Source organism: Streptomyces sp. E-08, assembly GCF_049913095.1.
In the GTDB taxonomy this organism is placed as follows: Bacteria; Actinomycetota; Actinomycetes; order Streptomycetales; family Streptomycetaceae; genus Streptomyces.
Genome location: NZ_CP183971.1, coordinates 3,926,556 through 3,949,225, shown reverse-complemented (window position 1 = coordinate 3,949,225; position 22,670 = coordinate 3,926,556). Strand labels below are relative to the sequence as shown.

Annotated in this window: 18 protein-coding genes and 1 tRNA gene; 14 read left to right on the top strand and 5 right to left on the bottom strand. The window is 74.5% G+C overall.

Annotation, left to right across the window (positions count from 1 at the left end; translation table 11 throughout):
* The first annotated feature begins 44 nt into the window (after window positions 1–44).
* The 8 genes from ACN9MM_RS17990 to ACN9MM_RS17955 all read left to right on the top strand — a co-directional run bounded on the left by ACN9MM_RS17990 (window position 45) and on the right by ACN9MM_RS17955 (window position 13,344).
* A complete protein-coding gene (locus ACN9MM_RS17990) occupies window positions 45–1,151 on the top strand; it encodes an ATP-binding cassette domain-containing protein (protein ID WP_426364575.1) in 1,107 nt (368 codons plus the stop codon).
* Window positions 1,148–1,921: an ABC transporter permease gene (locus ACN9MM_RS17985; protein ID WP_426364574.1), complete on the top strand. Its 774-nt coding sequence runs from the start codon at window positions 1,148–1,150 to the stop codon at window positions 1,919–1,921. The genes ACN9MM_RS17990 and ACN9MM_RS17985 overlap by 4 nt, the downstream gene beginning before the upstream one ends.
* A 103-nt stretch (window positions 1,922–2,024) precedes the next feature.
* Complete coding sequence (locus tag ACN9MM_RS17980) at window positions 2,025–2,843, top strand: ABC transporter permease (protein ID WP_426364573.1); 819 nt, start codon at window positions 2,025–2,027, stop codon at window positions 2,841–2,843.
* 324 nt (window positions 2,844–3,167) lie between these two features.
* The gene (locus ACN9MM_RS17975) at window positions 3,168–3,365 is read left to right on the top strand and encodes a hypothetical protein (RefSeq protein ID WP_426364572.1); all 198 of its coding nucleotides are present in this window, start codon (window positions 3,168–3,170) and stop codon (window positions 3,363–3,365) included.
* A 272-nt stretch (window positions 3,366–3,637) separates the two neighbouring features.
* Window positions 3,638–6,475, top strand: a complete 2,838-nt coding sequence (gene topA / locus ACN9MM_RS17970) for a type I DNA topoisomerase (RefSeq protein WP_426364571.1) — start codon at window positions 3,638–3,640, stop codon at window positions 6,473–6,475.
* A gap of 104 nt (window positions 6,476–6,579) precedes the next feature.
* A complete protein-coding gene (gene tmk / locus ACN9MM_RS17965) occupies window positions 6,580–9,981 on the top strand; it encodes a dTMP kinase (protein ID WP_426364570.1) in 3,402 nt (1,133 codons plus the stop codon).
* Window positions 9,982–10,069: 88 nt separating this feature from the next.
* Window positions 10,070–10,846, top strand: a complete 777-nt coding sequence (locus ACN9MM_RS17960; RefSeq protein ID WP_426364569.1) for an ABC transporter ATP-binding protein — start codon at window positions 10,070–10,072, stop codon at window positions 10,844–10,846.
* An 80-nt stretch (window positions 10,847–10,926) separates the two neighbouring features.
* Complete coding sequence (locus ACN9MM_RS17955) at window positions 10,927–13,344, top strand: FtsX-like permease family protein (protein ID WP_426364568.1); 2,418 nt, start codon at window positions 10,927–10,929, stop codon at window positions 13,342–13,344.
* Window positions 13,345–13,380: 36 nt separating this feature from the next.
* On the opposite strand, the gene ACN9MM_RS17950 is transcribed toward ACN9MM_RS17955, so the two are convergent.
* Window positions 13,381–14,025, bottom strand: coding sequence for a LuxR C-terminal-related transcriptional regulator (locus tag ACN9MM_RS17950; RefSeq protein WP_426364567.1), 645 nt, complete (start codon window positions 14,023–14,025; stop codon window positions 13,381–13,383).
* A complete protein-coding gene (locus ACN9MM_RS17945; protein WP_426364566.1) occupies window positions 14,013–15,197 on the bottom strand; it encodes a sensor histidine kinase in 1,185 nt (394 codons plus the stop codon). The genes ACN9MM_RS17950 and ACN9MM_RS17945 overlap by 13 nt, the downstream gene beginning before the upstream one ends.
* Before the next feature lie 162 nt (window positions 15,198–15,359).
* Between ACN9MM_RS17945 and ACN9MM_RS17940 the strand changes: the two genes are divergently transcribed.
* The 4 genes from ACN9MM_RS17940 to ACN9MM_RS17925 all read left to right on the top strand — a co-directional run bounded on the left by ACN9MM_RS17940 (window position 15,360) and on the right by ACN9MM_RS17925 (window position 18,571).
* Window positions 15,360–15,536 carry a hypothetical protein gene (locus ACN9MM_RS17940; protein WP_426364565.1) on the top strand — a complete coding sequence of 59 codons (177 nt, stop codon included), beginning with the start codon at window positions 15,360–15,362 and terminating at the stop codon, window positions 15,534–15,536.
* Window positions 15,537–15,592: 56 nt separating this feature from the next.
* Window positions 15,593–16,795, top strand: coding sequence for a DNA polymerase III subunit delta' (locus tag ACN9MM_RS17935; protein ID WP_426364564.1), 1,203 nt, complete (start codon window positions 15,593–15,595; stop codon window positions 16,793–16,795).
* A gap of 66 nt (window positions 16,796–16,861) precedes the next feature.
* On the top strand, window positions 16,862–18,412 hold the full coding sequence (locus ACN9MM_RS17930) for an alpha/beta hydrolase (RefSeq protein WP_426364563.1): 1,551 nt from the start codon (window positions 16,862–16,864) through the stop codon (window positions 18,410–18,412).
* An 85-nt stretch (window positions 18,413–18,497) separates the two neighbouring features.
* Window positions 18,498–18,571 (top strand) — tRNA-Thr (locus tag ACN9MM_RS17925).
* A 72-nt stretch (window positions 18,572–18,643) separates the two neighbouring features.
* Here ACN9MM_RS17925 and ACN9MM_RS17920 read toward each other — a convergent pair.
* From ACN9MM_RS17920 to ACN9MM_RS17910, 3 genes are all read right to left on the bottom strand, one after another.
* Complete coding sequence (locus ACN9MM_RS17920) at window positions 18,644–19,135, bottom strand: hypothetical protein (protein WP_426364562.1); 492 nt, start codon at window positions 19,133–19,135, stop codon at window positions 18,644–18,646.
* 164 nt (window positions 19,136–19,299) lie between these two features.
* A complete protein-coding gene (gene lepB / locus ACN9MM_RS17915) occupies window positions 19,300–20,028 on the bottom strand; it encodes a signal peptidase I (RefSeq protein ID WP_426364561.1) in 729 nt (242 codons plus the stop codon).
* Window positions 20,029–20,137: 109 nt separating this feature from the next.
* Window positions 20,138–21,268, bottom strand: coding sequence for a LuxR C-terminal-related transcriptional regulator (locus tag ACN9MM_RS17910; RefSeq protein ID WP_426364560.1), 1,131 nt, complete (start codon window positions 21,266–21,268; stop codon window positions 20,138–20,140).
* A 252-nt stretch (window positions 21,269–21,520) separates the two neighbouring features.
* Between ACN9MM_RS17910 and ACN9MM_RS17905 the strand changes: the two genes are divergently transcribed.
* Together ACN9MM_RS17905 and ACN9MM_RS17900 are read left to right on the top strand one after the other, a co-directional pair.
* Complete coding sequence (locus ACN9MM_RS17905; RefSeq protein WP_426364559.1) at window positions 21,521–21,724, top strand: hypothetical protein; 204 nt, start codon at window positions 21,521–21,523, stop codon at window positions 21,722–21,724.
* 5 nt (window positions 21,725–21,729) lie between these two features.
* Entirely contained in the window at window positions 21,730–22,629 is a 900-nt protein-coding gene (locus ACN9MM_RS17900; RefSeq protein WP_426364558.1) for a hypothetical protein, read from the top strand.
* Window positions 22,630–22,670 lie beyond the last annotated feature (41 nt).

Below are 22,670 nucleotides of genomic sequence, written 5' to 3'. Positions count from 1 at the left end.
GAATCGATGGCCCGGACCTCCCTCCGGCTCCTACCGTCCGGCGCATGCTCGCAATCGAGGCGGACGCGCTGCGCCGCACCTACATCAGCAGGACCGGGTGGCCGAGGTCCCGGCGGACCGAGACCGAGGCCGTGCGCGGGGTCACCTTCGAGGTGGCTCCGGGGGAGCTGTTCGGCCTGCTCGGGCCCAACGGCGCCGGGAAGACCACCACCATCAAGATGCTCAACACCCTGCTCCTGCCGACCTCCGGAACGGCCCGGGTGTTCGGTCACGACGTGGCCCGCGACCCCGTCGCCGTACGCCGCAGGATCGGGTACGTCTTCGGCGGCGACCGGGGCCTGTACGACCGGCTCTCCGCCCTCGACAACCTCCGCTACTTCGCCGAGCTGTACGGCGTCCCCGCCCGCGACCAGAAGCGGCGCATCGCCGAACTCCTCGATCTGGTCGGCCTGGTGGGCCGTGAGAAGGAACGGGTCGAGGGCTACTCGCGCGGCATGCGGCAGCGCCTCCACATCGCCCGCGGGCTGCTCCACCACCCCGACGTCCTCTTCCTCGACGAGCCGTCCATCGGCGTCGACCCCGTCGCCGCCCGCGATCTGCGCCGTACGGTCGCCGACCTGGCCGCCGCAGGCACCACCGTCCTCCTCACCACCCACTACATGGCCGAGGCCGACGAGCTCTGCGACCGGATCGCCGTCATCGCGGGCGGCCGGATCCGGGCCCTCGGCACCCCCGAGAGCCTCAAGTCGCGGGTCGGGGACCGGGACGTCCTCGACATCGAGGCGTACGGGGCGGGCGAGGAGGTCCTCGACCGGGTGCGGCGGGTCCCCGGTGTGCGGGGCGTGTCCGCCGAAGACCGGGGCACGGTCCAGACCCTGAGCGTGCAGACGGACCGCGGCGCCGAGCTGCACGCGCCCGTCCTCGCCGCCCTCGACGGCGTGCGGATCGGGCGGGTCGTCAGCCGCGAACCCTCCCTGGAGGACGCCTACATCGCGATCGTGGAGGAGGCGACGGCCTCCACGGGGCGCACTGCTTCCGCCGGGCCGGTGTCCTCCGGCGAGTCGGCCGCTTCGGCCGTTGCGTCGTCCGGCGCGTCGGCCGGTTCCGCCGGTTCGGTGTCCTCCAGCGAGTCGGACGGGGTGCCCGCGTGATCCGTGTCCTGCGCCTGATCGGGGTCGGGGTCCGCACCCACGTCTCGTACATGTCGCGCTCCCCGATCGAGATCACCTTCGCCGTCCTCGTCCCGATCGTCTACGCGACCCTGGCCGTCTACCTGTTCCGGGCCGCCGGCGACCCGGACCGGCTGCTGACCGCGTCCGTCGGCGCCGGACTCATGGGCATCTGGGGCTCGGTGCTCTTCGGTTCGGGCGGCGCGGTGCAGAACCAGCGCTGGCTCGGCACCCTGGAGACGCTGGTCGCCGCGCCGACGCCGCTCGCGCTCGTGCTCCTGCCGATCACCCTGGCGACCGCCGTCATCGGCACGTACGCGATGGGGGCGACCGTCCTGTGGGGCGTGCTGCTCTTCGGCGTGCCGCTCGACTTCGCGCACCCGCTGCTGTTCCTCGTCGCCGTCCCGGTGTGCGTCCTCGCGCTCGGCATGATGGGGCTCCTCCTCGCCGCGACCTTCGTGCTGCTGCGCAACGCCAACGCCCTCGCCAACCCGCTCGACACGCCCGTATGGCTGCTGTCCGGGCTGCTCGTGCCCGTCACCGTGCTGCCCACCTGGACCCATCCGGTGTCCTGGGCGCTGCCCACCACCTGGGGTGCGCGGGCCGTGCACGCGGCGACCTCCGGCGGGGACGTGATCACCCCGCTGCTCATCGCCGTCGCGCTCGGCGCCGGATACGCCCTCGCCGCCGTCCTCGTCCTCGGACGGGTGGAACGCCGGGCCCGCGCCGCCGCCACCCTCGCCCTCACCTGAACACCCCTCACCTGAACACCCCTCGCCCGAACGCCCCTCGCCCGAACGCCCCTCGCCCGAACGCCCCTCGCCTCAACGCCCCTCGCCTGAAAGGCCACGTCGGATGTTCCGCTTCCGGTGCCGACTCCTCGGCTTCCGCTTCCACGCCTCCTCCCGGCTGCTCGTGGTCGGCGGGGCCATCTCGTACCGCGCCCTGTTCAACTGGACGACCCCGCCGATGTTCATCGGAACGCTGCTGGTCGGACCGCTTCTCCAGGTCTTCTTCTTCGTCTTCCTCGGCCGGGAACTGGGGGTCGCCGACGATCGTTTCCACCTCGTGGGCAACGCCGTCCTCGCAGCTTCCGCCTCCTGCGTGTACGGCGGCACGATGGCCGTCGCCAACGAGCGCCGGTACGGCACCCTCGGAGCCGTCCTGCTCTCCCCCCGGCGACGGGTCCCGCTGTGGCTCGGGCGAGCCCTCCCGTACGTCCTCAACGGGCTGTTCGTCAGCGCCTTCGTGCTCACCGTCGCCGCGCTCGTCCTCGGGCTGCCCGTGCCCGCCGGGGCGCTGCCCGGGCTCGGACTCGTGCTGCTCGTCGCGGCGGCCGCCTGTTCGGCGTTCGGTCTCGCGCTCGGGGCGCTCGGGCTGCGCTTCCGCGACGTGTTCCTCGTGTCGAACGTGGCGAGTTCCGTGCTGCTGCTCCTGACCGGCGCCGCCGTGCCGCGGGAGACGCTGCCCGGGTGGATGCGGGCCGCCGGCGAGCTGCTGCCGCTCACGCACGCGGCGGACGCGGCGCGCGGGCTGACCGCCGCCGGCGGTCTGGACGGGCGGTTGCTCGGGGCCGAGCTCGCGGTCGGAGCCGGATGGGGGCTGCTCGCCGTCGTCCTCCTCGCCGCCTTCGAGCGGGGGAGCCGCCGCCGGGCCACGCTCGACACGATGTGACCCGAGGGACCTGAGGGGCCCGAGGGACCTGAGAGACCTGTGGGATCTGAGGGGCCCGAGTGACCCCACGGGCCGACGAGAACTGACCCGAGTGACCCGACGAGAGAGGAACGACACCCTGTGACCTGACGAGAGAGAGGCCCTGTGACCTGACGAGGGAGAGAAAGGGGAGGGCCCCCCGAGCGGGATCACTACCGGCCATCTTCGTGAACCCGTGCGAGTCGGCCCATGCCGTTCACCCGGAGTTCGCGCCCACGATGCCCGGGGGTGTCAGCCTCGGCCGCGAGAGGCGAACACCGCACGTGAACGGAACGGGGTACGGGCATGGAGAGCGGGCCGGCGATCTTCGCGGGGGCGGCGTTCACGCTGTTCGGAGGCGCGCTGCTGCTGTGGACGACCGTGCGGTCGCTGCACCGCGAGCCCGTGGCCCACGGGGTCGCCCCGCGCACCGCGGTCGCGCTGACGAGCCTCTCCGGCGCCGCCTTCCTGGCCCTCGGCCTCTGGTGCTTCGGCCGCCTCTGATCCCCGCCCGACCTCTCCGCCGGCTCCGCCCGTGACCCCTCCGGGGAGGGGACCCGCCGGGACGTCCGCCCCGCCCGACCGGGAGTCCGGGCGGCAGGAATGCCAGGACTCGGGTTACCGTTCGAGTGGCCGTTGCGGGCTTTCGCCGTTTGACACGGGGGCGGGTTGTACCGTCACACTCCGCAGCGACGGGAGCGTCACCGTCCGTGCCGCTGCCGTGCGTGCCAGTGCCGTACGTGCCAGAGAGTGTCGATCCGGAGAGAAGAGCGAAGTTGTCCCCGACCAGCGAGACCGCACACGGCGGCCGCCGACTCGTCATCGTCGAGTCGCCTGCCAAGGCGAAGACGATCAAGGGCTACCTCGGCCCCGGCTACGTCGTCGAGGCGAGCGTCGGGCACATCCGCGACCTGCCCTCCGGCGCCGCCGAGGTGCCGGAGAAGTACACCGGTGAGGTGCGCCGCCTCGGGGTCGACGTCGAGCACGACTTCCAGCCGATCTACGTCGTCAACGCCGACAAGAAGGCGCAGGTCAGGAAGCTCAAGGAGCTCCTTGCCGAGTCCGACGAGCTCTTCCTCGCCACCGATGAGGACCGCGAGGGCGAGGCCATCGCGTGGCACCTCCAGGAAGTCCTGAAGCCCAAGGTCCCGGTCCACCGGATGGTCTTCCACGAGATCACCAAGGACGCGATCCGCGAGGCCGTCGCCAACCCGCGCGAGCTGAACCAGCGCATGGTCGACGCCCAGGAGACCCGCCGCATCCTCGACCGGCTGTACGGCTACGAGGTCTCGCCGGTCCTGTGGAAGAAGGTCATGCCGCGCCTCTCGGCCGGCCGCGTCCAGTCCGTCGCCACACGCCTCGTCGTCGAGCGGGAGCGCGAGCGCATCGCCTTCCGCTCCGCCGAGTACTGGGACCTCACCGGCACCTTCGGCACCGGCCGCTCCGGTGACGCCTCCGACCCGTCCCAGCTGGTCGCGCGCCTCGCGACGGTCGACGGCAAGCGCGTCGCGCAGGGCCGCGACTTCGGGGCCGACGGCCGGCTGAAGACCGAGAGCGTGCTCCACCTGAACGAGGAGAACGCGCGGGCGCTCGCCGCCGCGCTCGCCGAGACCTCCTTCTCGGTGCGCTCGGTCGAGTCGAAGCCGTACCGCCGCTCCCCGTACGCCCCCTTCCGGACCACGACCCTCCAGCAGGAGGCGAGCCGCAAGCTGGGCTTCGGTGCGAAGGCGACCATGCAGGTGGCGCAGAAGCTGTACGAGAACGGCTTCATCACCTACATGCGTACGGACTCCACGATCCTCTCGGACACCGCCGTCACGGCGGCCCGGGCGCAGGTAACGCAGCTGTACGGCGCCGACTACCTGCCGGAGAAGCCGCGCGTCTACGCGGGCAAGGTCAAGAACGCGCAGGAGGCGCACGAGGCGATCCGGCCTTCGGGTGATCGTTTCCGCACTCCGGCGGAGACCGGCCTCACCGGCGACCAGTTCAAGCTCTACGAGCTGATCTGGAAGCGGACCGTCGCCTCCCAGATGAAGGACGCGACCGGCAACTCGGTCACCGTGAAGATCGGCGGCACCGCCGCCGACGGCCGCGACGCCGAGTTCAGCGCCTCCGGCAAGACGATCACCTTCCACGGCTTCATGAAGGCGTACGTCGAGGGGGCCGACGACCCGAACGCGGAGCTCGACGACCGCGAGCGGCGCCTGCCGCAGGTCGCCCAGGGCGACGCGCTGACCGTCGAGGAGATCACGGCGGACGGCCACGCGACCAAGCCGCCGGCCCGCTACACCGAGGCCTCGCTGGTCAAGGAGCTGGAAGAGCGCGAGATCGGCCGCCCGTCGACGTACGCCTCGATCATCGGCACCATCCTCGACCGCGGCTACGTCTTCAAGAAGGGCACGGCGCTCGTCCCGTCCTTCCTGAGCTTCGCCGTCGTCAACCTCCTGGAGACGCACTTCGGGCGGCTCGTCGACTACGACTTCACCGCCCGGATGGAGGACGACCTCGACCGCATCGCCCGCGGTGAGGCCAAGTCCGTGCCGTGGCTGAAGCGTTTCTACTTCGGTGAGACCGAGGGCGGTACGGCCGCCTCCGGCGGTGCCGCGGACGCCGGGAACGGCGACGGCGACCACCTCGGCGGCCTCAAGGAGCTCGTCACCGACCTCGGCGCCATCGACGCCCGCGAGATCTCCTCCTTCCCCGTCGGCAACGGCATCGTGCTCCGCGTCGGCCGATACGGCCCGTACGTCGAGCGCGGCGAGAAGGAGGCCGAGGGCCACCAGCGCGCCGACGTCCCCGAGGAGCTCGCGCCCGACGAGCTGACCGTCGAGCTCGCCGAGGAGCTGCTCGCCAAGCCGAGCGGCGACTTCGAGCTGGGCACCGACCCCGTCAGCGGCCACCAGATCGTCGCCAAGGACGGCCGCTACGGCCCGTACGTGACGGAGATCCTGCCCGAGGGCACCCCGAAGACCGGCAAGAACGCGGTGAAGCCGCGCACGGCCTCCCTCTTCAAGTCGATGGCCCTCGACACCGTCACCCTGGAGGACGCGCTCCGGCTGATGTCCCTGCCCCGGGTCGTCGGCGCGGACGCCGAGGGCGTCGAGATCACCGCGCAGAACGGCCGCTACGGCCCGTACCTGAAGAAGGGCACGGACTCGCGGTCGCTGACCGACGAGGAACAGCTCTTCACGATCACGCTCGACGAGGCGCTCGCGATCTACGCCCAGCCGAAGCAGCGTGGCCGGGCCGCCGCCAAGCCGCCGCTGAAGGAGCTCGGCACCGACCCCGTCAGCGAGAAGCCCGTGGTCGTCAAGGACGGCCGCTTCGGTCCGTACGTGACGGACGGCGAGACCAACGCCACCCTGCGCACCGGCGACAGCGTGGAGACGATCACGCCGGAGCGCGGCTACGAGCTGCTCGCCGAGAAGCGGGCCAAGGCCCCGGCGAAGAAGACCGCCAAGAAGGCCCCGGCGAAGAAGGCCACGACCGCGAAGAAGACGGCCACGAAGACGGCGGCGAAGAAGACCACCGCCGCCAAGAAGACGGCCGCGAAGAAGACGACGACGGCGAAGAAGACCGCTGCCAAGAAGACGGCGGCGGCCAAGCCGGAGTAGGGCCCGAAGGGGTGCGTGGGAGGGCGGGAGCGGTTGCTCCCGCCCTCCCACGTTTGTTCGGGCGCGGGCCGCGGGGAGCAAGGCCGTCCGGATAGGGTGGACGGATGACGCGAGCAGAGCAGCCAGACCGCCTGGGCGATTCCGACGCGGCACTCGTCGCGGATTCCCGGGAGCGCGCCGTACGCGCCCTCTTGCGCCATCAGCCGCTGCGCCGGCTGTGGAGCGCCCACCTGGTCGGCAGCACCGGCGACGCCCTCGCCCTCCTCGTCCTCGTCCTCCTCGGCCTCCAGGCCGCGGTCGCCGAGGGCGCGCTCGGGGGCGGCTACCGGGGGGCCGCGCTCGCCGTGGCCACCGTCGTCGGCGCCCGCCTGCTGGCCTCGGTCCTCTTCGGGGCCGTCCTCCTCGGCCCGCTGACCGCCCTCACCGGGCCGTCCGGCGCGCTCGACCGGCGCTGGACCATGATCGGCGCCGACGGGGTGCGGATCGCGCTGCTCGTCATCGCCCCGCTGTGGATCGACTGGAGCCCCGACAGCGCCCTCTGGTACCTGCTCGGCACCGTCTTCGTCGCCGGCGCGGCCGAGCGCCTGTGGACCATCGGCCGCGAGGGCGCCGCGCCCGCGCTGCTGCCCGCGCCGCCCCTGGAGGGCGCCGCCGTGCGCCCGCTGCCCGACCACCTCGGCGCGCTGCGCCGGCTGTCCCTGCGGACCGGCTTCCTCGCCGTGCCCGCCGCGGCGGCCGTCCTGCTGGTCGCCACCCTCGTCGGGAACCTGCTGGGCGCCGGGATCGAATGGTTCACGCTGCACCAGGCCGCCCTCGGCGCGTACGTCGCCGCCGGGCTCTTCGCCGCGTCCGTCACCGTCCTGTACGCGATGGCCCTCCCCGGCGGGGAGACGCCCCGGCCCCGCTCGCCCCTGGAGGGCCTGCGCAGGCCGTCGGCGGACAAGGGCGCCGGTACGGGTGCCGACAAGGCCGCCGGCAAGGGCGCGGACGAAGCCGCCGCCGACGGGACCGCCGGGAAGGGCCGCACCGCCGAGAGGGGCCGCACCGGCGCCCTGCCGCTGCTCGTCCTCGCCTCCGCCACCGTCGCCGGGGCGATCGCCGCCGCCGCGTCCGTCGCCGTGCTCCACGCGTACGACCTGGGCGGCGGACCCGTCACGTACGCCCTCCTGATCCTGGCGCTCAGCGGCGCCACCGCCGTCGGCATCCGCACCGCCGGCTCCGTCCTCCCCGTCCTGTCCCGGCGCCGGCTCCTCGCCCTCGCCATCGCCGTCACCGGCGTCGCCCTGATCGCGATGGGCCTGGTCCCGGACACGGCCACCGTCCTGTTCCTCGCCGCCCTCGCCGGGTACGCGGCCGGGGTCGCCGCGAACACCGGCCACACCCTCGTCGACCAGGAGACGGAAGAGCCCCGCCGGGCCCGCACCACCGAGCACCTCCAGGCGACCGCCCGCGTCGCCATGGGCCTCGGCGCGCTCGCCGCCCCGCTGCTCGCCGCCGCGATCGGGCCGCACCGGCTCGCCTCCGGCGAGTTCGTCTTCGCGCACGGCGGCGCCGCCTTCACGCTCGCCCTCGTCGGCGCCCTGCTGCTGCCGGTCGCCGCCCTGATCCTCGCGAAGACCGACGACCGGGCGGGCGTCCCGCTCCGCCGCGACCTGCGCGACGCGCTGCGCGGCTCCGACCCGGCCCAGGCGCCCTCCCCGACCGGCTTCTTCATCGCCCTGGAGGGCGGCGACGGCGCCGGGAAGTCCACGCAGGTCCAGGCGCTCGCCGAGTGGATCCGCGCCAAGGGCCACGAGGTCGTCGTCACCCGCGAACCGGGTGCCACCCCGATCGGCAAGCGGCTCCGCTCGATCCTCCTCGACGTGTCGTCGGCGGGGCTCTCGAACCGCGCCGAGGCCCTGCTGTACGCGGCCGACCGCGCCGAGCACGTCGACTCCCTGGTCCGACCGGCCCTGGAGCGGGGCGCGATCGTCCTCTCCGACCGGTACATCGACTCGTCCGTGGCCTACCAGGGCGCAGGCCGTGACCTGTCCCCGACCGAGATCGCCCGCATCTCCCGGTGGGCGACCGACGGCCTCGTCCCGCACCTGACCGTGGTCCTCGACGTGTCCCCGGAGACCGCGAGGGAACGGTTCACCGAGGCGCCCGACCGGCTGGAGTCCGAGCCGCCGGAGTTCCACGCGCGCGTACGGGCCGGATTCCTCGCCCTCGCCGCCGCCGACCCCAGCCGCTACCTCGTCGTCGACGCCGGCCAGGAGCCCGAGGCCGTCACCACCGTCGTACGCCACCGGCTCGACCGGATGCTGCCGCTCTCCGAGGCCGAGGTGAAGGCCGCGGAGGAGGCCCGCCGGAAGGCCGAGGAGGAGGCCCGGCGCCTGGCGGAGGAAGAGGCGGCGCGCAAGGCCGAGGAGGAGCGTCTGGAGCGCGAGCGCCAGGAGCAGCTCGCCCGGCTCCGCGCCGAGGAGGAGGAGCGCAAGCGCCGCGAGGAGGAGGAGGCGCGCCGCCTGGAGGCCGAACGGCAGGCCGAGGAGGCCCGTCGCCGCGCCGAGGAGGAGGCCCGCCGCCTCGCCGCCGAGGAGAAGGCCCGCCGGGAGGAAGAGGAGCGGCTCCGCAAGGAGGCCGAGGAGGAGGCCCGGCTGCGGGCCGAGGCCGAGGAGCGCCGCCTGGAGAAGCAGCGCAAGGCCGAGGAGGCCCTGCTCCGCGCCGAGGAGGCCCGCCGCATGGCCGAGGCCGCCGCTGCCGCGAAGGCCGCGGAGGAGGCCGCGGCCAAGGCCGCCGCCGAGAAGATCGCCGCCGAGGCCCGCGCGAAGGCGGCGGCGGAGCGCGCCGCGGCCGAGCGTGCCGCGGCGGAGATCGCCGCCGCCCAGCGCGCCGAGGCCGCGAAGGCGGCCCGGGAGAAGGCCGCCCGGGAGCGGGAGGCCGCGGAGAAGGCCGCCGCGGAGCGGACGGCGGCGGCGGAGCGTGCGGCCGCCGAGCGTGCGGCGTCCGAGCGTGCCGCCGCGGAGAAGGCCGCGGCCGAGCGGGCGGATCGTTCCGCTCGTTCCTCCACGGTGTCCGCGAACGAGGTCACCGTGGCGACCCCGATCGTGAAGCCGGACGCGCCGACCGTCTCGCCGGACGAGATCACCGTGGCCACGCCGATCGTGAAGCCGGAGGCGGAGCCGAAGCCGAAGGCGTCCGAGAGGCCGGAGGCGGAGACCGCCGTCCTGCCGCAGATCCGCGACCCGCGGGACGCCGACGAGACCGCGGTGCTCCCTCCCGTACGCGACAGCAGGCCGTCCGACCCCGTCGAGCGGGTGCCCCAGGGCATCTTCCGCGACGAGCGGACCGACCCGCACGGTGCGAACGACCGGACCCGGGAGCTGCCCCAGCTCGACGAGAACGGCCGGCCCCGCCGCCGCTCCGACTGGGCCGAGGAGACCCCGCTCGACGACCTGCCGACCCTCGCGGACGAGCTGTTCGGCCCGCACGACGACGAGGACGAAGGCCGCAGCCGGCGCAGCTGAGGCCCCCCGGGGGGTGGAGCTAGCTCCACCCCCACTCCGGAAGCCAGCTCCATACCGCGGCGACCTGCGCCTTTCTAGCGTTGTCGGTATGAAGACGACAGCAGTGACGGAGAACGGCGCCGCCCTCGCCCTGGACGGGGTGACCCGCACGTACGGAGGCGGCGCGCCCGCGCTCGACGGGGTCGACCTGGTGGTGCCGCGCGGGCGCTTCGTGGCCGTGATGGGCCGGTCGGGCTCCGGCAAGTCCACCCTGCTGCGCTGCGCGGCCGGACTCGAACGGCCGACGGCCGGGCGGGTACGGATCGGGGGCACCGACCTCGCGACCCTGAAGGCGGCCGGACTGAGCCGGCTCCGGCGCGACCGGATCGGCTTCGTCTTCCAGTCGCTCAACCTCGTCTCCGCCCTGAACGTGCGGGAGAACGTCACCCTGCCGCTGCTCCTCGCCGGGGCCCGCGAGGGCCGGGCCCTCGACGCCCGCGCCCTGGCCGGACTCGACGCCGTGGGGCTCGCCGACCGGGCCGAGGACCGGCCCGAGAGCCTCTCCGGCGGCCAGCGGCAGCGGGTGGCGATCGCCCGCGCCCTGGTCAACGAGCCCGACGTCGTCTTCGCCGACGAGCCGACCGCCGCCCTCGACCCCGTCACAGCGGCCGGAGTCCTCGCCCTGCTGCGTCGCGCGGTCGACGAACGGGGCCGCACGGTCGTCCTCGTCACCCACGACCCGGTAGCCGCCGCCTGGACGGACGAGGCCGTCTTCCTGGACCGGGGCCGGCTCACCGGCCGCCTCGACCGCCCCGACGAGGCGGGCGTACGGGAAGCGCTCGGCGCTCACGCCGGGACCGCGCGGGACCTGGCGGTGGCGCGATGAGCCGGGCCGGGAAGCGGGCGTCGGACGGGAGCGGGGGCCCGGCCGTGCGCCGGGCGTCGGACGGGAGCGGGGGGCCGGCCGTGCGCCGGGTCGGGAACCCGGCCGTGCGGCTGCTCGCCGCCCGGTCGCTGCGGGCCCACCGCACGGCGTGGGCCGCCGTGTTCGCGGCCGTCGCCGTCACCTCCGCGCTGCTCGGCGCGCTCGCCCTCGCGCTCGGCTCCGCCGGACTCGGCCACGCGCGCGTGGAGCGGTACGCGGCCGCGTCCGTCGTCGTCGCCGGCGATCAGGAGGCCAGCTGGACGGTCACGCCGTGGGGCAGCGAGCCGCGGACCGAGACGGCGGGCCTGACCGAGCGGGTACGGGTCCCCGGTGCGGCCGTCGACGTCCTGCGCGCCGTTCCGGGGGTGCGGGAGGCCGTGCCGGACCACACGTTCGTCGTACGGGAAGGGGGCGGGGGGTCCACGGACGCGCGCGCGTACCCCGGGCGTTCCTGGGAGGCGGCCCGGCTCGCCCCGTACCGGCTGACCGACGGCCGGGAGCCCCGGCAGGCCGGGGAGACCGTCGCCGGTGCCGGCCTCGGCGCCACCGTCGGGGACACCGTGGCCGGGCGGAAGGTCGTCGGCGTCGCCGACGGGCCCGCCGCGCTGTACGTCACGGCGGGGGAGGCGCGGCGGCTCGCCGGGCATCCCGGGTCGGTCGACGCCGTCGGGATCCTCGCCGAGCCCGGCGTCCCCGTGGACACCCTCCACGCGCGTGTACGGGCCGCCCTGGACACGGCCGGGCTGAAGGACACCGCCGCCGGGCGGCCGCTGCGGGCCCTCACCGGGGACGGCCGGGGTGGCGCCGAGCATCTCGGCGCGCCGCCCGCGCGCGCGGAACTCCTCCAGCTCCTCGCCGCCGTCTCCGGGACCGTCCTCCTGGTCGCCGTCCTCGTCCTCGCCTCGCTCGTCGCGCAGGCCCTCCAGCAGCGCGCCGCCGAACGGGACCTGCTGCTCTCGATCGGCGCGACGCCCCGTCAGGTGCGGGCCGCTGCGGGCCGGGAGGTGACCCGGGTGGCGGGTGCGGCGGCGCTGCTCGGCGTGCTCGCCTCAGCCGCGGTGTTCCCGGCGCTGTGGTCGGCGCTGCGGGCCCGTACCGGAGTCGTACCCGAGGGCCTCGAACTGCCCACCCCGCCGTGGCTGTTCGCCGGTGTGCTCGCCGTCGCCGCCCTCGTCGTGGGCCTCGCCCGGCTCGTCGTCCTCGTCGCCGCCCGCAGGCCGGGCCGTCCGGGGAAGGGCGGTGCCCGCCGCGTCACCGGGATCGTCCTGCTCGTCGCCGGCGCGGGCGCGGCCGGTACGGCCACGCTCCAGGGCGGCGACGCGGCCGCGGCCGCGGCCGGGGCGGCCACGGTGACCCTGGTCGCCGGGTGCGCGCTGCTCGGGCCGTGGATCGCGGGGGCCGCGATGGCGGTCCTGGACCGGCCGTTCCGCCGGCTCGGCGGCGCACCCGGACGCCTCACCGCCGCCGGTGCCGGGGCGCACTCGCGCCGGCTCGGGGCCGCGCTCGTCCCCGTCGTCCTCGTCACCTCCTTCGCGCTGGTGCAGCTCTCGGCGGGCGCCACCATGGAGCGGGCCGCGGCCGCGCAGGCGCGGGCGGCGACCACCGCCGACCTCGCGTTCACCGGGACGACGGCGGAGCGGGTCCGGCGGCTGCCGGGGGTGGAGACGGCCACGGACGTGCTGCGCTCGTCGGTGGTCCTGGCCCGTACGGAGGCCGGTACGCCGCGCCTCGACCGGCTTCCGGTCCTCGGCGTGGACCCCGAGGGGCTCGCGGGCACGCTCGACCCGGGCGTCGTCGCCGGAGACCTGGACGGACTCGGCCGGGCGGGCACGGTCGCGGTCGGCGCGGCCATGGCCGAGTCCCTCGAGGTGGCGCCCGGTTCGACGGTGGAGCTGCGGCTCGGCGACGGGACGCCGAAACGCCTTGAGGTGGTCGCGGTGTACGAACGGTCGCTCGCCCTCGGTGAGTTCCTGCTGCCCAAGGGCGAACTGGCCCCGCACATGAGCGATCCGTACCCCGCGCGCGTCCTGGCCGCGGGAGCCGGGGCGTCGTCCCCCGTCGTCCCCGAGGCGGTGACGACCCCCGGGGCCGAACTGAACGGGATCGTCTCCACCGGGATCGTCGCCGCGATCGGCGGGCTCACCGTCCTCTCCGTCCTGAGCACCCTCGCCCTGATCGGCGCCGGCCGGCGCGGCGAGCTGGAACTCCTGCGCCAGGTCGGCGCATCGGCGGGCCAGCTGCGCCGGATGCTCGGCCTGGAGGCCGGCTTCCTGACCGCGACGGGCCTCCTCGTCGGGCTCGTGGTGGGCGCGCTGCCGCTGACCGCGTTCGCGTGGGCGCTCACCGGCGGCCTGCCCCACCTGCCGCCCGCCCAGGCCGGCACGATCGCGGGCGTCGTCCTCGTCACGGTCGTCGCGGGCGTGTTCCTGCCGGTGGCCCGGAAGGGGGGCGGGCGGTGAGGAGGGCGCGTCCGGGGCGTCGGGGCGGTGCGTGACCTACGCGTCCAGGTACGCCAGGACCGCGAGGACCCGGCGGTGGCCGCCGCTGTCGCTCGACGGCAGGCCGAGCTTCAGGAAGACGTTCCCGATGTGCTTGTGCACGGCCCGCTCGGTGACCACCATCGAGCGGGCGATCGTGCCGTTGTCATGGCCCTGGGCCATCAGCCCCAGGACCTCGCGCTCGCGGGGCGTGAGCGAGTCCAGCGGGTCGTCGCGGCGGCGGGCCATCAGCTCGGTGACGACCTCCGGGTCCAGGGCCGTACCGCCGGAGGCGACCCGTTCCAGGGCGTCCAGGAACTCGTCCACGCGGCCCACCCGGTCCTTCAGGAGGTAGCCGACGCCCCGCGCGCCGCCGCCGAGCAGCTCCGTCGCGTACGTCTCCTCCACGTACTGCGAGAGCACCAGCACCGGCAGCTCCGGGAGCTGCTCGCGGGCCGCGAGCGCCGCCCGCAGCCCCTCGTCGCGGAAGCCGGGCGGCAGCCGCACGTCGAGGACGGCCACGTCCGGCCGGTGCTCCAGGAGCAGCGGAAGGATCTCGGGGCCGGTGGCCGCGACCCCGGCGACCTCGTGGCCCGACGAGGTCAGCAGCAGCACCAGTCCCTCCCTGAGGAGGGCGTTGTCCTCGGCGATCACCACACGCACGGAAGCTCCACTTCGATCACGGTCGGTCCCCCCACGGGGCTGCTCAACCGTACGGTGCCGTCGAGCGCGGCGACCCGCCGCCGCATGCCCGTCAGGCCGGAGCCGCCGCTCTCGCCGGCCTCGGCCCCGCCGTGGCCCTCGTCCCGCACGCGCACGCGCAGCGCGGCCGGTTCGCGGGTCAGGGAGACGGAGGCGCGGTCGGCGCCGCTGTGCCTGGCGGCGTTGGTGAGCGCCTCGGCGACCACGAAGTAGGCGGCGGCCTCGACGGCCGCTGGCGCGCGCGGGCCGTCCTGGTCGTGGTCGCCGAGGCCCGTCACCGCGACCGCCGCGTCCAGGCCGCTGCTCGCGGCGAGCGCCCGCACCGCTCCGGTCAGGCCGCGGTCGGTGAGGATCGGCGGGTGGATGCCGCGCACCACGTGCCGCAGCTCGGCCAGCGCCGCCTCGGCCTGCGTCTGGGCGTCGTCGAGGAGCCGTCGCGCGGTCGCGGGATCGGAGTCGTACGCGCGCCGGGCCAGACCGATCCGCATGGACAGCGCCACCAGGTGGGCCTGCGCCCCGTCGTGGAGATCGCGCTCGATCCGGCGCAGCTCGGCGCCGTGCGCGGCGACCGCGCCCGCCCGGGTGGCCGTCAGCTGCTCGATGCGCGCGGCGAGGGCGGCGTCCCGGGCCGCCGACGGGGCCGGGGTGAGCAGCGCGCGCGACCACTCGGCCGCGAGCCCGGCGAGCCGGCCGATCAGCGGCAGGGCCACCGGCCGCCGCCCCGCCAGGCCGGTCCAGACGCCGTCGACGAGCAGCGCGGGCGCCCAGAGGATCATCGAGAGGTACCAGAGCATCAGGCCGTACAGCAGCTGCGCGGCCGCCCAGACCAGGTCCTGCCGGGTGCCCGGGTCGGTGACCGCGGTCCGCACGCGCGCGGGGAGGGGCCCTTCGAGCGGCAGGTACGCCTCGGGGACGGGCCTCCCGGTCCACGCGGCCGTACGGAGCCGCTGCCACCGGGCGAGCCTGCGCAGCAGCAGCACGCTCTCGGGGAGCACACCGGCGCCGATGACCGTGAGGGTGAGGACCGCGGTGAACAGGACGACGCCCGCCATCAGGTAGCAGAGCAGGGAGAGCGCGGCCCCGATCGTGAGGTGGAGCCACCCCCGGGCCGCTTCCTTGATCGCCTCGCGCATGGAGCCAGGGTAGGCGGCGGTCCCCCGGGAGACGGTGGAGAGGGCTACACCATCGCTCAGGGAGCGGGCACCGCTGTGCGCGGGCCGGGCGGCGACCAGGATCGAAGAGCCCCGGGAACACCCGGGGAGATCCCTTCCCGGACCGCCCCACGGAGGCATCCCATGCGCGCCCTTCTCTGGCTGCTGCTCGCCGCGAGCGTCCTCGCCAACGCCTTCATCAGCACCCTCGCCGGCTGGACCGGTCCCCTCCGGATCGTCGGGAGCGTCTGCACCGGAACGGTCCTGCTCGGCTCCGCCGTCGGCCTGTGGCTGACCCGGCCGCCCCACAGCGAGGGCTGACGGGGGTTGTCAGAGCGCTGCCCCACAATGGAGGACGTACCTGAGGAGGGGCAGACATGGCCGTATGGGACGACCTGGTCGGACAGACCCGGGTCGAGGAGCAGCTCGCCGCCGCCGCGCGCGACGCCGACGCGCTCGTCACCGCCCACGCCGCCGGCGGGCCGGACCCCGAGGCCTCGAAGATGACCCACGCCTGGCTCTTCACCGGACCCCCCGGGTCCGGCCGCGCGACCGCGGCGCGCGCCTTCGCCGCCGCACTGCAGTGCGTGAGCCCCGACCGGGCGCTCGGCGGCTCCCCGGGCTGCGGCTTCTGCGACGGCTGCCACACGACCCTCGTCGGCACGCACGCGGACGTCGAGATCGTCCGTACGGACCTGCTGTCCATCGGCGTGAAGGAGACCCGCGAGCTCGTCCGGCGCGCCCAGCTCTCCCCGGCGGGCGGACGCTGGCAGGTCATCGTCCTGGAGGACGCCGACCGGCTCACCGAGGGCGCGGGGAACGTGCTCCTGAAGGCCGTCGAGGAGCCCGCGCCGCGCACCGTCTGGCTGCTCTGCGCGCCCTCCCTGGAGGACGTGCTGCCCACGATCCGCTCCCGCTGCCGCCACCTGACCCTGCGCACCCCGCCGGTGGAGGCCGTCGCCGACGTGCTCGTGCGGCGCGACGGCATCGAGCCGGAGGTGGCGCAGGCCGCCGCCCGCGCGACCCAGGGGCACATCGACCGGGCCCGGCGGCTCGCCACCGACGAGCGGGCCCGCGCGCGCCGGTCCGTCGTCCTGAAGCTGCCGCTGCGCGTCGACGACGTCGGCGGCTGCCTCAAGGCCGCGCAGGAGCTGGTCGACGCGGCAGCGGAGGACGCGAAGCAGGTCGCCGAGGAGATCGACGTCAAGGAGACCGAGGAGCTGAAGACGGCCCTCGGCGCGGCGCAGGGCGGGCGGATGCCCCGCGGCACGGCCGGGGCGATGAAGGAGCTGGAGGAGCGGCAGAAGCGCCGCAGGACGCGCACGCAGCGCGACAGCCTGGACCTCGCGCTCACCGACCTGACCGGCTTCTACCGTGACGTCCTGGCCCTCCAGCTCCGCTCCCGCTCGGCCCTGGCGAACACGGACGTGCGGGACGCCCTCGAGCGGATCGCCCGCGACACCACACCGGAGCGGACCCTCCGCCGCATCGAGGCGATCCTCGCCTGCCGAGAGGCCCTCGACCGGAACGTGGCTCCGCTGCTCGCGGTGGAGGCGATGACCATGGCGCTGCGGGGCTGACGCCCGGTGCGCCGGCCCCGTCCAGCGATTGGACACGGTCCGTACCGGTCCGGATACGCTCCGGGGATGGATTCCAGGCGCTTGCTCCGTATGTCCGCCACGGCCCTCGCGGCCGCCGGGCTGATCCTCACCGGCTGCTCGGGCGGAAGCGACGCCGCCGCGTCCCGGACGACGACAGCGCCGCCGGCGCCCTCCTCCCCGTCCGGGGCGCCGAAGCTGAAGAAGTACTACGACCAGAAGCTGAAGTGGCGCGACTGCGGTGTCGAGGGCTTCCAGTGCGCGACCCTGCGCGCCCCGCTCGACTACGCGAAGCCGGACGGGGAGGAGGTCCAGCTCGCGGTCTCCCGCGTCCGGGCCACCGGACCCGGCAAGCGGCTCGGCTCGCTCCTGGTCAACCCGGGCGGGCCCGGCGGCTCCGCCGTCGGCTACCTCCAGGGGTACGCGGGCATCGGCTACCCGGCGCCCGTCCGCGCCCGCTACGACATGGTGGCCGTCGACCCGCGCGGAGTCGCCCGCAGCGAGCCCGTCGAGTGTCTGACGGGCCCGCAGATGGACGCGTACACGCAGGTCGACCAGACGCCCGACGACACGGCGGAGATCAACGGGCTCAGCGCGGCCTTCAAGGACTTCGCGGCCGGCTGCGAGAAGAGGTCCGGGCAGGTCCTGCCCCATGTCTCCACCGTCGAGACGGCCCGCGACATGGACATCCTGCGGGCGGTGCTCGGGGACGCGAAGCTCACCTACGTGGGGGCGTCGTACGGCACCTTCCTCGGCGCCACGTACGCCGAGCTGTTCCCGGACCGGGTCGGCCGGCTCGTCCTCGACGGCGCGATGGACCCCTCCCTCTCGGCCCTCGACCTCAACCGCGACCAGACCGGAGGCTTCGAGACCGCCTTCCGCGCCTTCGCCGCCGACTGCGTCCGCACGACGGACTGCCCGCTGGGCACCGGGTCCGTCGCGGAGGCCGGGGAGGCGATGAAGAAGTTCTTCCGTGACGTGGACGCCGATCCGGTGCCCACGGGCGAGAGCCGTGAGCTCGGCGAATCCCTCGCCACCACCGGTGTGATCGCCGCGATGTACGACGAGGGCGCCTGGCCGCAGCTGCGCGAGGCCCTCACCGGGGCGATGAACGGCGACGGCTCGGGCCTCCTCGCCCTGGCCGACAGCTACTACGAGCGCGAGGCGGACGGCACGTACGCCAACCTCATGTCCGCCAACGCCGCCGTGAACTGCCTGGACCTGCCGCCGGCCTTCAAGGGTCCCGCCGACGTGCAGAAGGCCGTCCCGTCCTTCGAGAAGGCCTCCCCGATCTTCGGCAAGGGCCTCGCCTGGGCCGCCCTCAACTGCACCTACTGGCCCACCCCGCCCACCGGCCACCCGCACCGCATCACCGCCGACGGCGCCGCCCCGATCCTCGTCGTCGGCACCACCCGCGACCCGGCCACCCCGTACCACTGGGCCCAGTCCCTCGCCGGGCAGCTCTCCTCGGGCACCCTGCTGACCTACGAGGGCGACGGCCACACCGCGTACGGCCGGGGCAGCGACTGCATCGACACCGCGATCAACGGCTACCTCCTCGAAGGCACCCCTCCACAGGACGGAAAGCGCTGCTCGTAGGCCTGATCCGGGGGTGGTCGGAGCACCTCCGGAAACTGTGTAGACTTGGCGACGCTGCTGCACCCACGATGGGTTCACACAGCACGCCGCCTTAGCTCAGTTGGCCAGAGCAACGCACTCGTAATGCGTAGGTCTCGGGTTCGAATCCCGAAGGCGGCTCAGAAGAGGGCCAGGTCAGACATCGTCTGCCCTGGCCCTTTCTGTTGCCCGCGTGAGGTGGGGCGGGCGGTGTCAGGACGGCAGGGAGACGACCTGCCAGGCGACCATGCCCGTGGCCCCCGGCGCCTCGGTGACGTCGATCGGCAGGCGTGGCGGTGCGTGTTCGACCCGGCGGCCGACGGGTACTCCGTCGCACGGCACGGAACGGGGTGCGCCGTCCGCGACGGCGACCTTCACGTGCCCCGTGCCGACGCAGGCCACGGAGATCCGGTAGGCCTTGCCCGCGGTGAGCGGGGAGCGGGTGTGTACGCCGTCGCCGACCCGCTCCAGCCCGGACTCCACGAACTCCGGGTCGTCGGGTGAGACCGTCGACAGCGCGGCCTGGGCGCGCTCGCCCCGGTCGTGCTCGGTGTCCGCCCGGGGCGACGGCGGCCCCGTCGGTTCTGCCGTCGCGGAGGGCGGCGGAGCGTCCGCGGACGGTGCTCCGCCGGTGCAGCCGGTCGCCAGGAGGGAGGCGAGGGCGAGGCCCACGGCCGCCGTCAGTGGTGTGCGCAGTGCTGTCACGAGTTCGTCCCCCAGGAGTGCCGTGCGGTCTCAGGGCCGAGACCGTATCCGTGTCCCCGGGCGGTGCGGGGGGAACCGGTGGTGTTCTGAGCAAGAACTGAGGAAGAAGCGTTTCGGTCATGGCCGGAAGTGGCCGTGCCCTGGTGGCCCGTCCGGTCCTCCGGTCAGTGCGCCAGGCCCGGTTGGTCGAAGGTGTCCGGGACGGGGAGGGTCGACCAGTGGGGGATCGGCCAGGCGATGACGACCGCGCGGCCCACCACGTCCGACACCGGCACCATGCCGTCCCTGGCGTCGTTCTGGTGGTAGCGGGAGTCCTGGGAGGCCTGGCGGTGGTCGCCCATCACCCAGAGGCGGCCGGCGGGCACCGTGACCTTGAACTGGCCCTCCGGGTCCGTGCTGCAGGCCGTGTTCCCCTGGAAGACGTACGGCTCCGTCAGGGGCTTGCCGTTCACCTTCAGGGGGCCCTCGCCCTTGCACTCGACGGTGTCGCCCGCCACGCCGATCACCCGCTTGATGAGGTGCTGTTCCCCCGCCGCGGGCATCAGGCCCACGAAGCCCAGCGCCTTCTGGAGGGACGTGGGCTCCTTCACCGGCCGTCCCGCCAGCCAGTCGCCGGGGTCGCGGAAGACCACGACCTCGCCCCGGTCGGGCTCCGCGCCGAACCACGGCGTGAGCTTGTCGACCAGAACCCGGTCGTCCACCTGCAGGGTGTTCTGCATCGAGCCCGACGGGATCAGGAACGCCTGGAGCAGGAACGTCTTGATCAGGAAGGCCAGCACCAGCGCGATCCCCGCGAGCATCGGCAGCTCGACCCAGAACGGGCGGCGCCGTTTCGTGCCCTCGGGCTCCGGGTCCTCCCGGTCGGATCGCGCCTCGGTCGCCAAGTCGCTCATGTCCACCCTGACTTCGTCGTGTCCTTGTTGTCTGCACGGACCCTATGCCCAGGGGTGCCCGGCCGTTGACCGCGGAGCGCCCTTCGCCACGTACGGGTGACCCCGCACTTCAGGGAGCCGGCTGCTCGCGTTCCTGCTGGGCCAGGAGATACCCGGCCTGGAAACGGCTCTCCGCTCCCAGCGCGGCCATCACGTCCGCGACGTGCCGACGGCAGCTTCGGACCGACAGGCCCAGCCGGCGGGCGATCGCCGCGTCCGTGAGGCCCTCGGTGAGCAGCCGGACGATCGTCTGCTTCAGCTCGTCGGAGATGTCCATGATGGTCTGCCGGTCCCACTCGGTCTCGAACGGCAACGCCTCCAGCCACAGCCGTTCGTACGCGCCCACCATGAACGCGACCACGTGTGGCTCGCGGATCAGGACCGCCGCGTGCGGGTCGTCCGGCACCGGGATCACCGCCGTGGTGCGGTCGAAGACGAGCATCCGCATGAACTCGTCGTCCAGGGTGCGGACCTGGGCCCTCAGCCGCCCCACCCGCTCCACGTACGCGCACGTGCCGGAGGAGAACCGGGCCGTGTGCTGGTAGAGGACGCGCATGCGGACGCCCCGGCGCAGGAGCTCCTCGTCGCGGGCCACCGCCTCCTCCAGGACCTCGGCGCGCCGCCCGCCGCCCGGCTGCGCCGTCATGACCTCGCGCTCGCACGTCCGGCCCAGTTCGGTGATGGCCTCCCGCACCGCCCGCAGGTCGGTGAGGAGTTCCACGTACTCCGCCTGCCGCAGGTGCGTCAGCCGCAGCAGATGGGACTCGTACACCGGCATGAACGCCATCAACTGCTCGCGGGTGCGCTCCATGTGCTGGCGGCGGGCCCGCATCTCGCGTTCCAGCGGTCCCAGCGTCCGCTGCACCGCCTCGTCCGGCGCCAGGGGAAGGACCGCCCGGTCCGGGTTCCGGCGCAGCAGGCCCATGTCGAGGAGGGCCGAGACGGCCGACTCCACCCGGGCCGGTGGCAGGTCCAGTTCCGCCGCGAGGTCGGCGGGGTGCGCCGGCGGCTCGGCCGGGTCACGGGCCAGGAGGCAGGTGTAGACCCGGGTCAGGGGGTCGTCGTGGTCGCCGGAGCCGTCGGGGTGCGCGGAGGGCGGTGTCGACTCCGGTGGGCCCGCCGCGTCGATCGCCGAGAGGGCCGTGGTCCCCGAATCCCTGCCCGGTTGCGTCGGATCCGCCTCGCTCCGGCCCGGCTTCATGTCTGGTATCGCCACCTTTTCCCCCGTTTATGACAGCGTCCTCTTGCTGCCATGCAGCCTAATGAGCCATGCGCTCGGCCCCATAGGCATGCCGCCGTCGATACGTTCGTACCACCGCCCACAAGGTCAAAGCGCATCAGGCTCGCACAGCCCGCGAAGCTCGCAAAACCCCACGGAATCCCACGACTTACTCCTCGCGGACTTACTCCTCGCGGACGTACTCCTCGCGGAAGCGGAAAGAGAGCACTCGACATGAAGCGGCGGATCCGCACCACCCTCCTCACCACCCTCGTCGTCGGCCTCGCGGGCCTCGGCACCGCCACCGCCGACCGGATCTCCGGCGGCACCGGCACCGACGACACCGGCTGGGGCGCCGCCGTCCTCACCGGCACCTACGACACCGGGTGGGGCGCCCCGGCCGCCGGCGCCGGCACGAACGACACCGGCTGGGGGTGACCCGGATGACCCTGCTCGACTGCACCCTGCGCACCGGCGGACGGCTCACCGGCGGATCCGTACCCCCCGCGCTGGCCGCCGACTACCTCGCGGTCTGCGCGCGGCTCGGCATCGACGTCATCGAGCTGGGCAGCGTCCACGACCCCGCCGACCGCTCCGCCCCGCGAGGCGCGCTGCTGCCGGTCCCGCTCCCCGAGCGCTACGGCCCCCGCTTCTCCGTCCTCCTCGACACCGCCGGCCTGCCCGCCTCGGACGCCGCCGCCACGGCCTCCGCCGGGCGGATCGCCGACGCCCTGGCCACCGGGCCCGTGACCGTCGGCCTCGTCCGCCTCGCCGTCCGGTACGACCGGGTGGCCCGGGCCGCCGCCCCCCTGCACCGCCTGCGGGAAGCCGGCTTCGGCGTCTGCCTCTTCCTCACCCACATCGACCTCGCCTCCTACCCGGAACTCGACCGCTGCCTCGGCGAGAGCGCGGCGCTCGGCCCGCTCGACGCCGTCTTCCTCGTCGACTCCCTCGGCTCGCTCCGCCCCGAGCGCGTCATCGACCTCGTCCAGTCCACCCGCGCCGCGCTCTCCGCCCCCGTCGGCATCCACGCCCACGACAACCAGGGCTTCGCCCTCCACAACACCGTCGTCGCCGGGAGCGCCGGCGCCACCTGGCAGGACGCCGCCGTGCACGGGATCGGCCCGGGCGCCGGCCTGACCCGTACCGAGCAACTGCTGGCCCTCCTCGGCGCCACGCCCACCGACCTCGCGCCCCTCCTCGCGCTCATCGCCACCCATGTCGCGCCGCTCAAGCGCCGGTACGGGTGGGGGGCCGGCCCGCGCCAGGTCATGGCCGGTCTCGCCCGGATCCCGGTCGCGTCGGTGACGGGCCTGGAGCCGAAGCCGAACACGACGTCCTGAGGCCCGGCCGCCTCCTCGCCCGCCCGCCGTTCCAGGAGACC

Bases quoted from the DNA above. Each gene is read 5' to 3' on its own strand.
- ACN9MM_RS17990 (WP_426364575.1), top strand. From the start codon at position 45: ATGCTCGCAATCGAGGCGGACGCGCTGCGCCGCACCTACATCAGCAGG.
- ACN9MM_RS17980 (WP_426364573.1), top strand. From the start codon at position 2,025: ATGTTCCGCTTCCGGTGCCGACTCCTCGGCTTCCGCTTCCACGCCTCC.
- ACN9MM_RS17975 (WP_426364572.1), top strand. From the start codon at position 3,168: ATGGAGAGCGGGCCGGCGATCTTCGCGGGGGCGGCGTTCACGCTGTTC.
- tmk (WP_426364570.1), top strand. From the start codon at position 6,580: ATGACGCGAGCAGAGCAGCCAGACCGCCTGGGCGATTCCGACGCGGCA.
- ACN9MM_RS17960 (WP_426364569.1), top strand. From the start codon at position 10,070: ATGAAGACGACAGCAGTGACGGAGAACGGCGCCGCCCTCGCCCTGGAC.
- ACN9MM_RS17945 (WP_426364566.1), bottom strand. From the start codon at position 15,197: ATGCGCGAGGCGATCAAGGAAGCGGCCCGGGGGTGGCTCCACCTCACG.
- ACN9MM_RS17940 (WP_426364565.1), top strand. From the start codon at position 15,360: ATGCGCGCCCTTCTCTGGCTGCTGCTCGCCGCGAGCGTCCTCGCCAAC.
- ACN9MM_RS17935 (WP_426364564.1), top strand. From the start codon at position 15,593: ATGGCCGTATGGGACGACCTGGTCGGACAGACCCGGGTCGAGGAGCAG.
- ACN9MM_RS17930 (WP_426364563.1), top strand. From the start codon at position 16,862: ATGGATTCCAGGCGCTTGCTCCGTATGTCCGCCACGGCCCTCGCGGCC.
- lepB (WP_426364561.1), bottom strand. From the start codon at position 20,028: ATGAGCGACTTGGCGACCGAGGCGCGATCCGACCGGGAGGACCCGGAG.
- ACN9MM_RS17910 (WP_426364560.1), bottom strand. From the start codon at position 21,268: ATGAAGCCGGGCCGGAGCGAGGCGGATCCGACGCAACCGGGCAGGGAT.
- ACN9MM_RS17905 (WP_426364559.1), top strand. From the start codon at position 21,521: ATGAAGCGGCGGATCCGCACCACCCTCCTCACCACCCTCGTCGTCGGC.
- ACN9MM_RS17900 (WP_426364558.1), top strand. From the start codon at position 21,730: ATGACCCTGCTCGACTGCACCCTGCGCACCGGCGGACGGCTCACCGGC.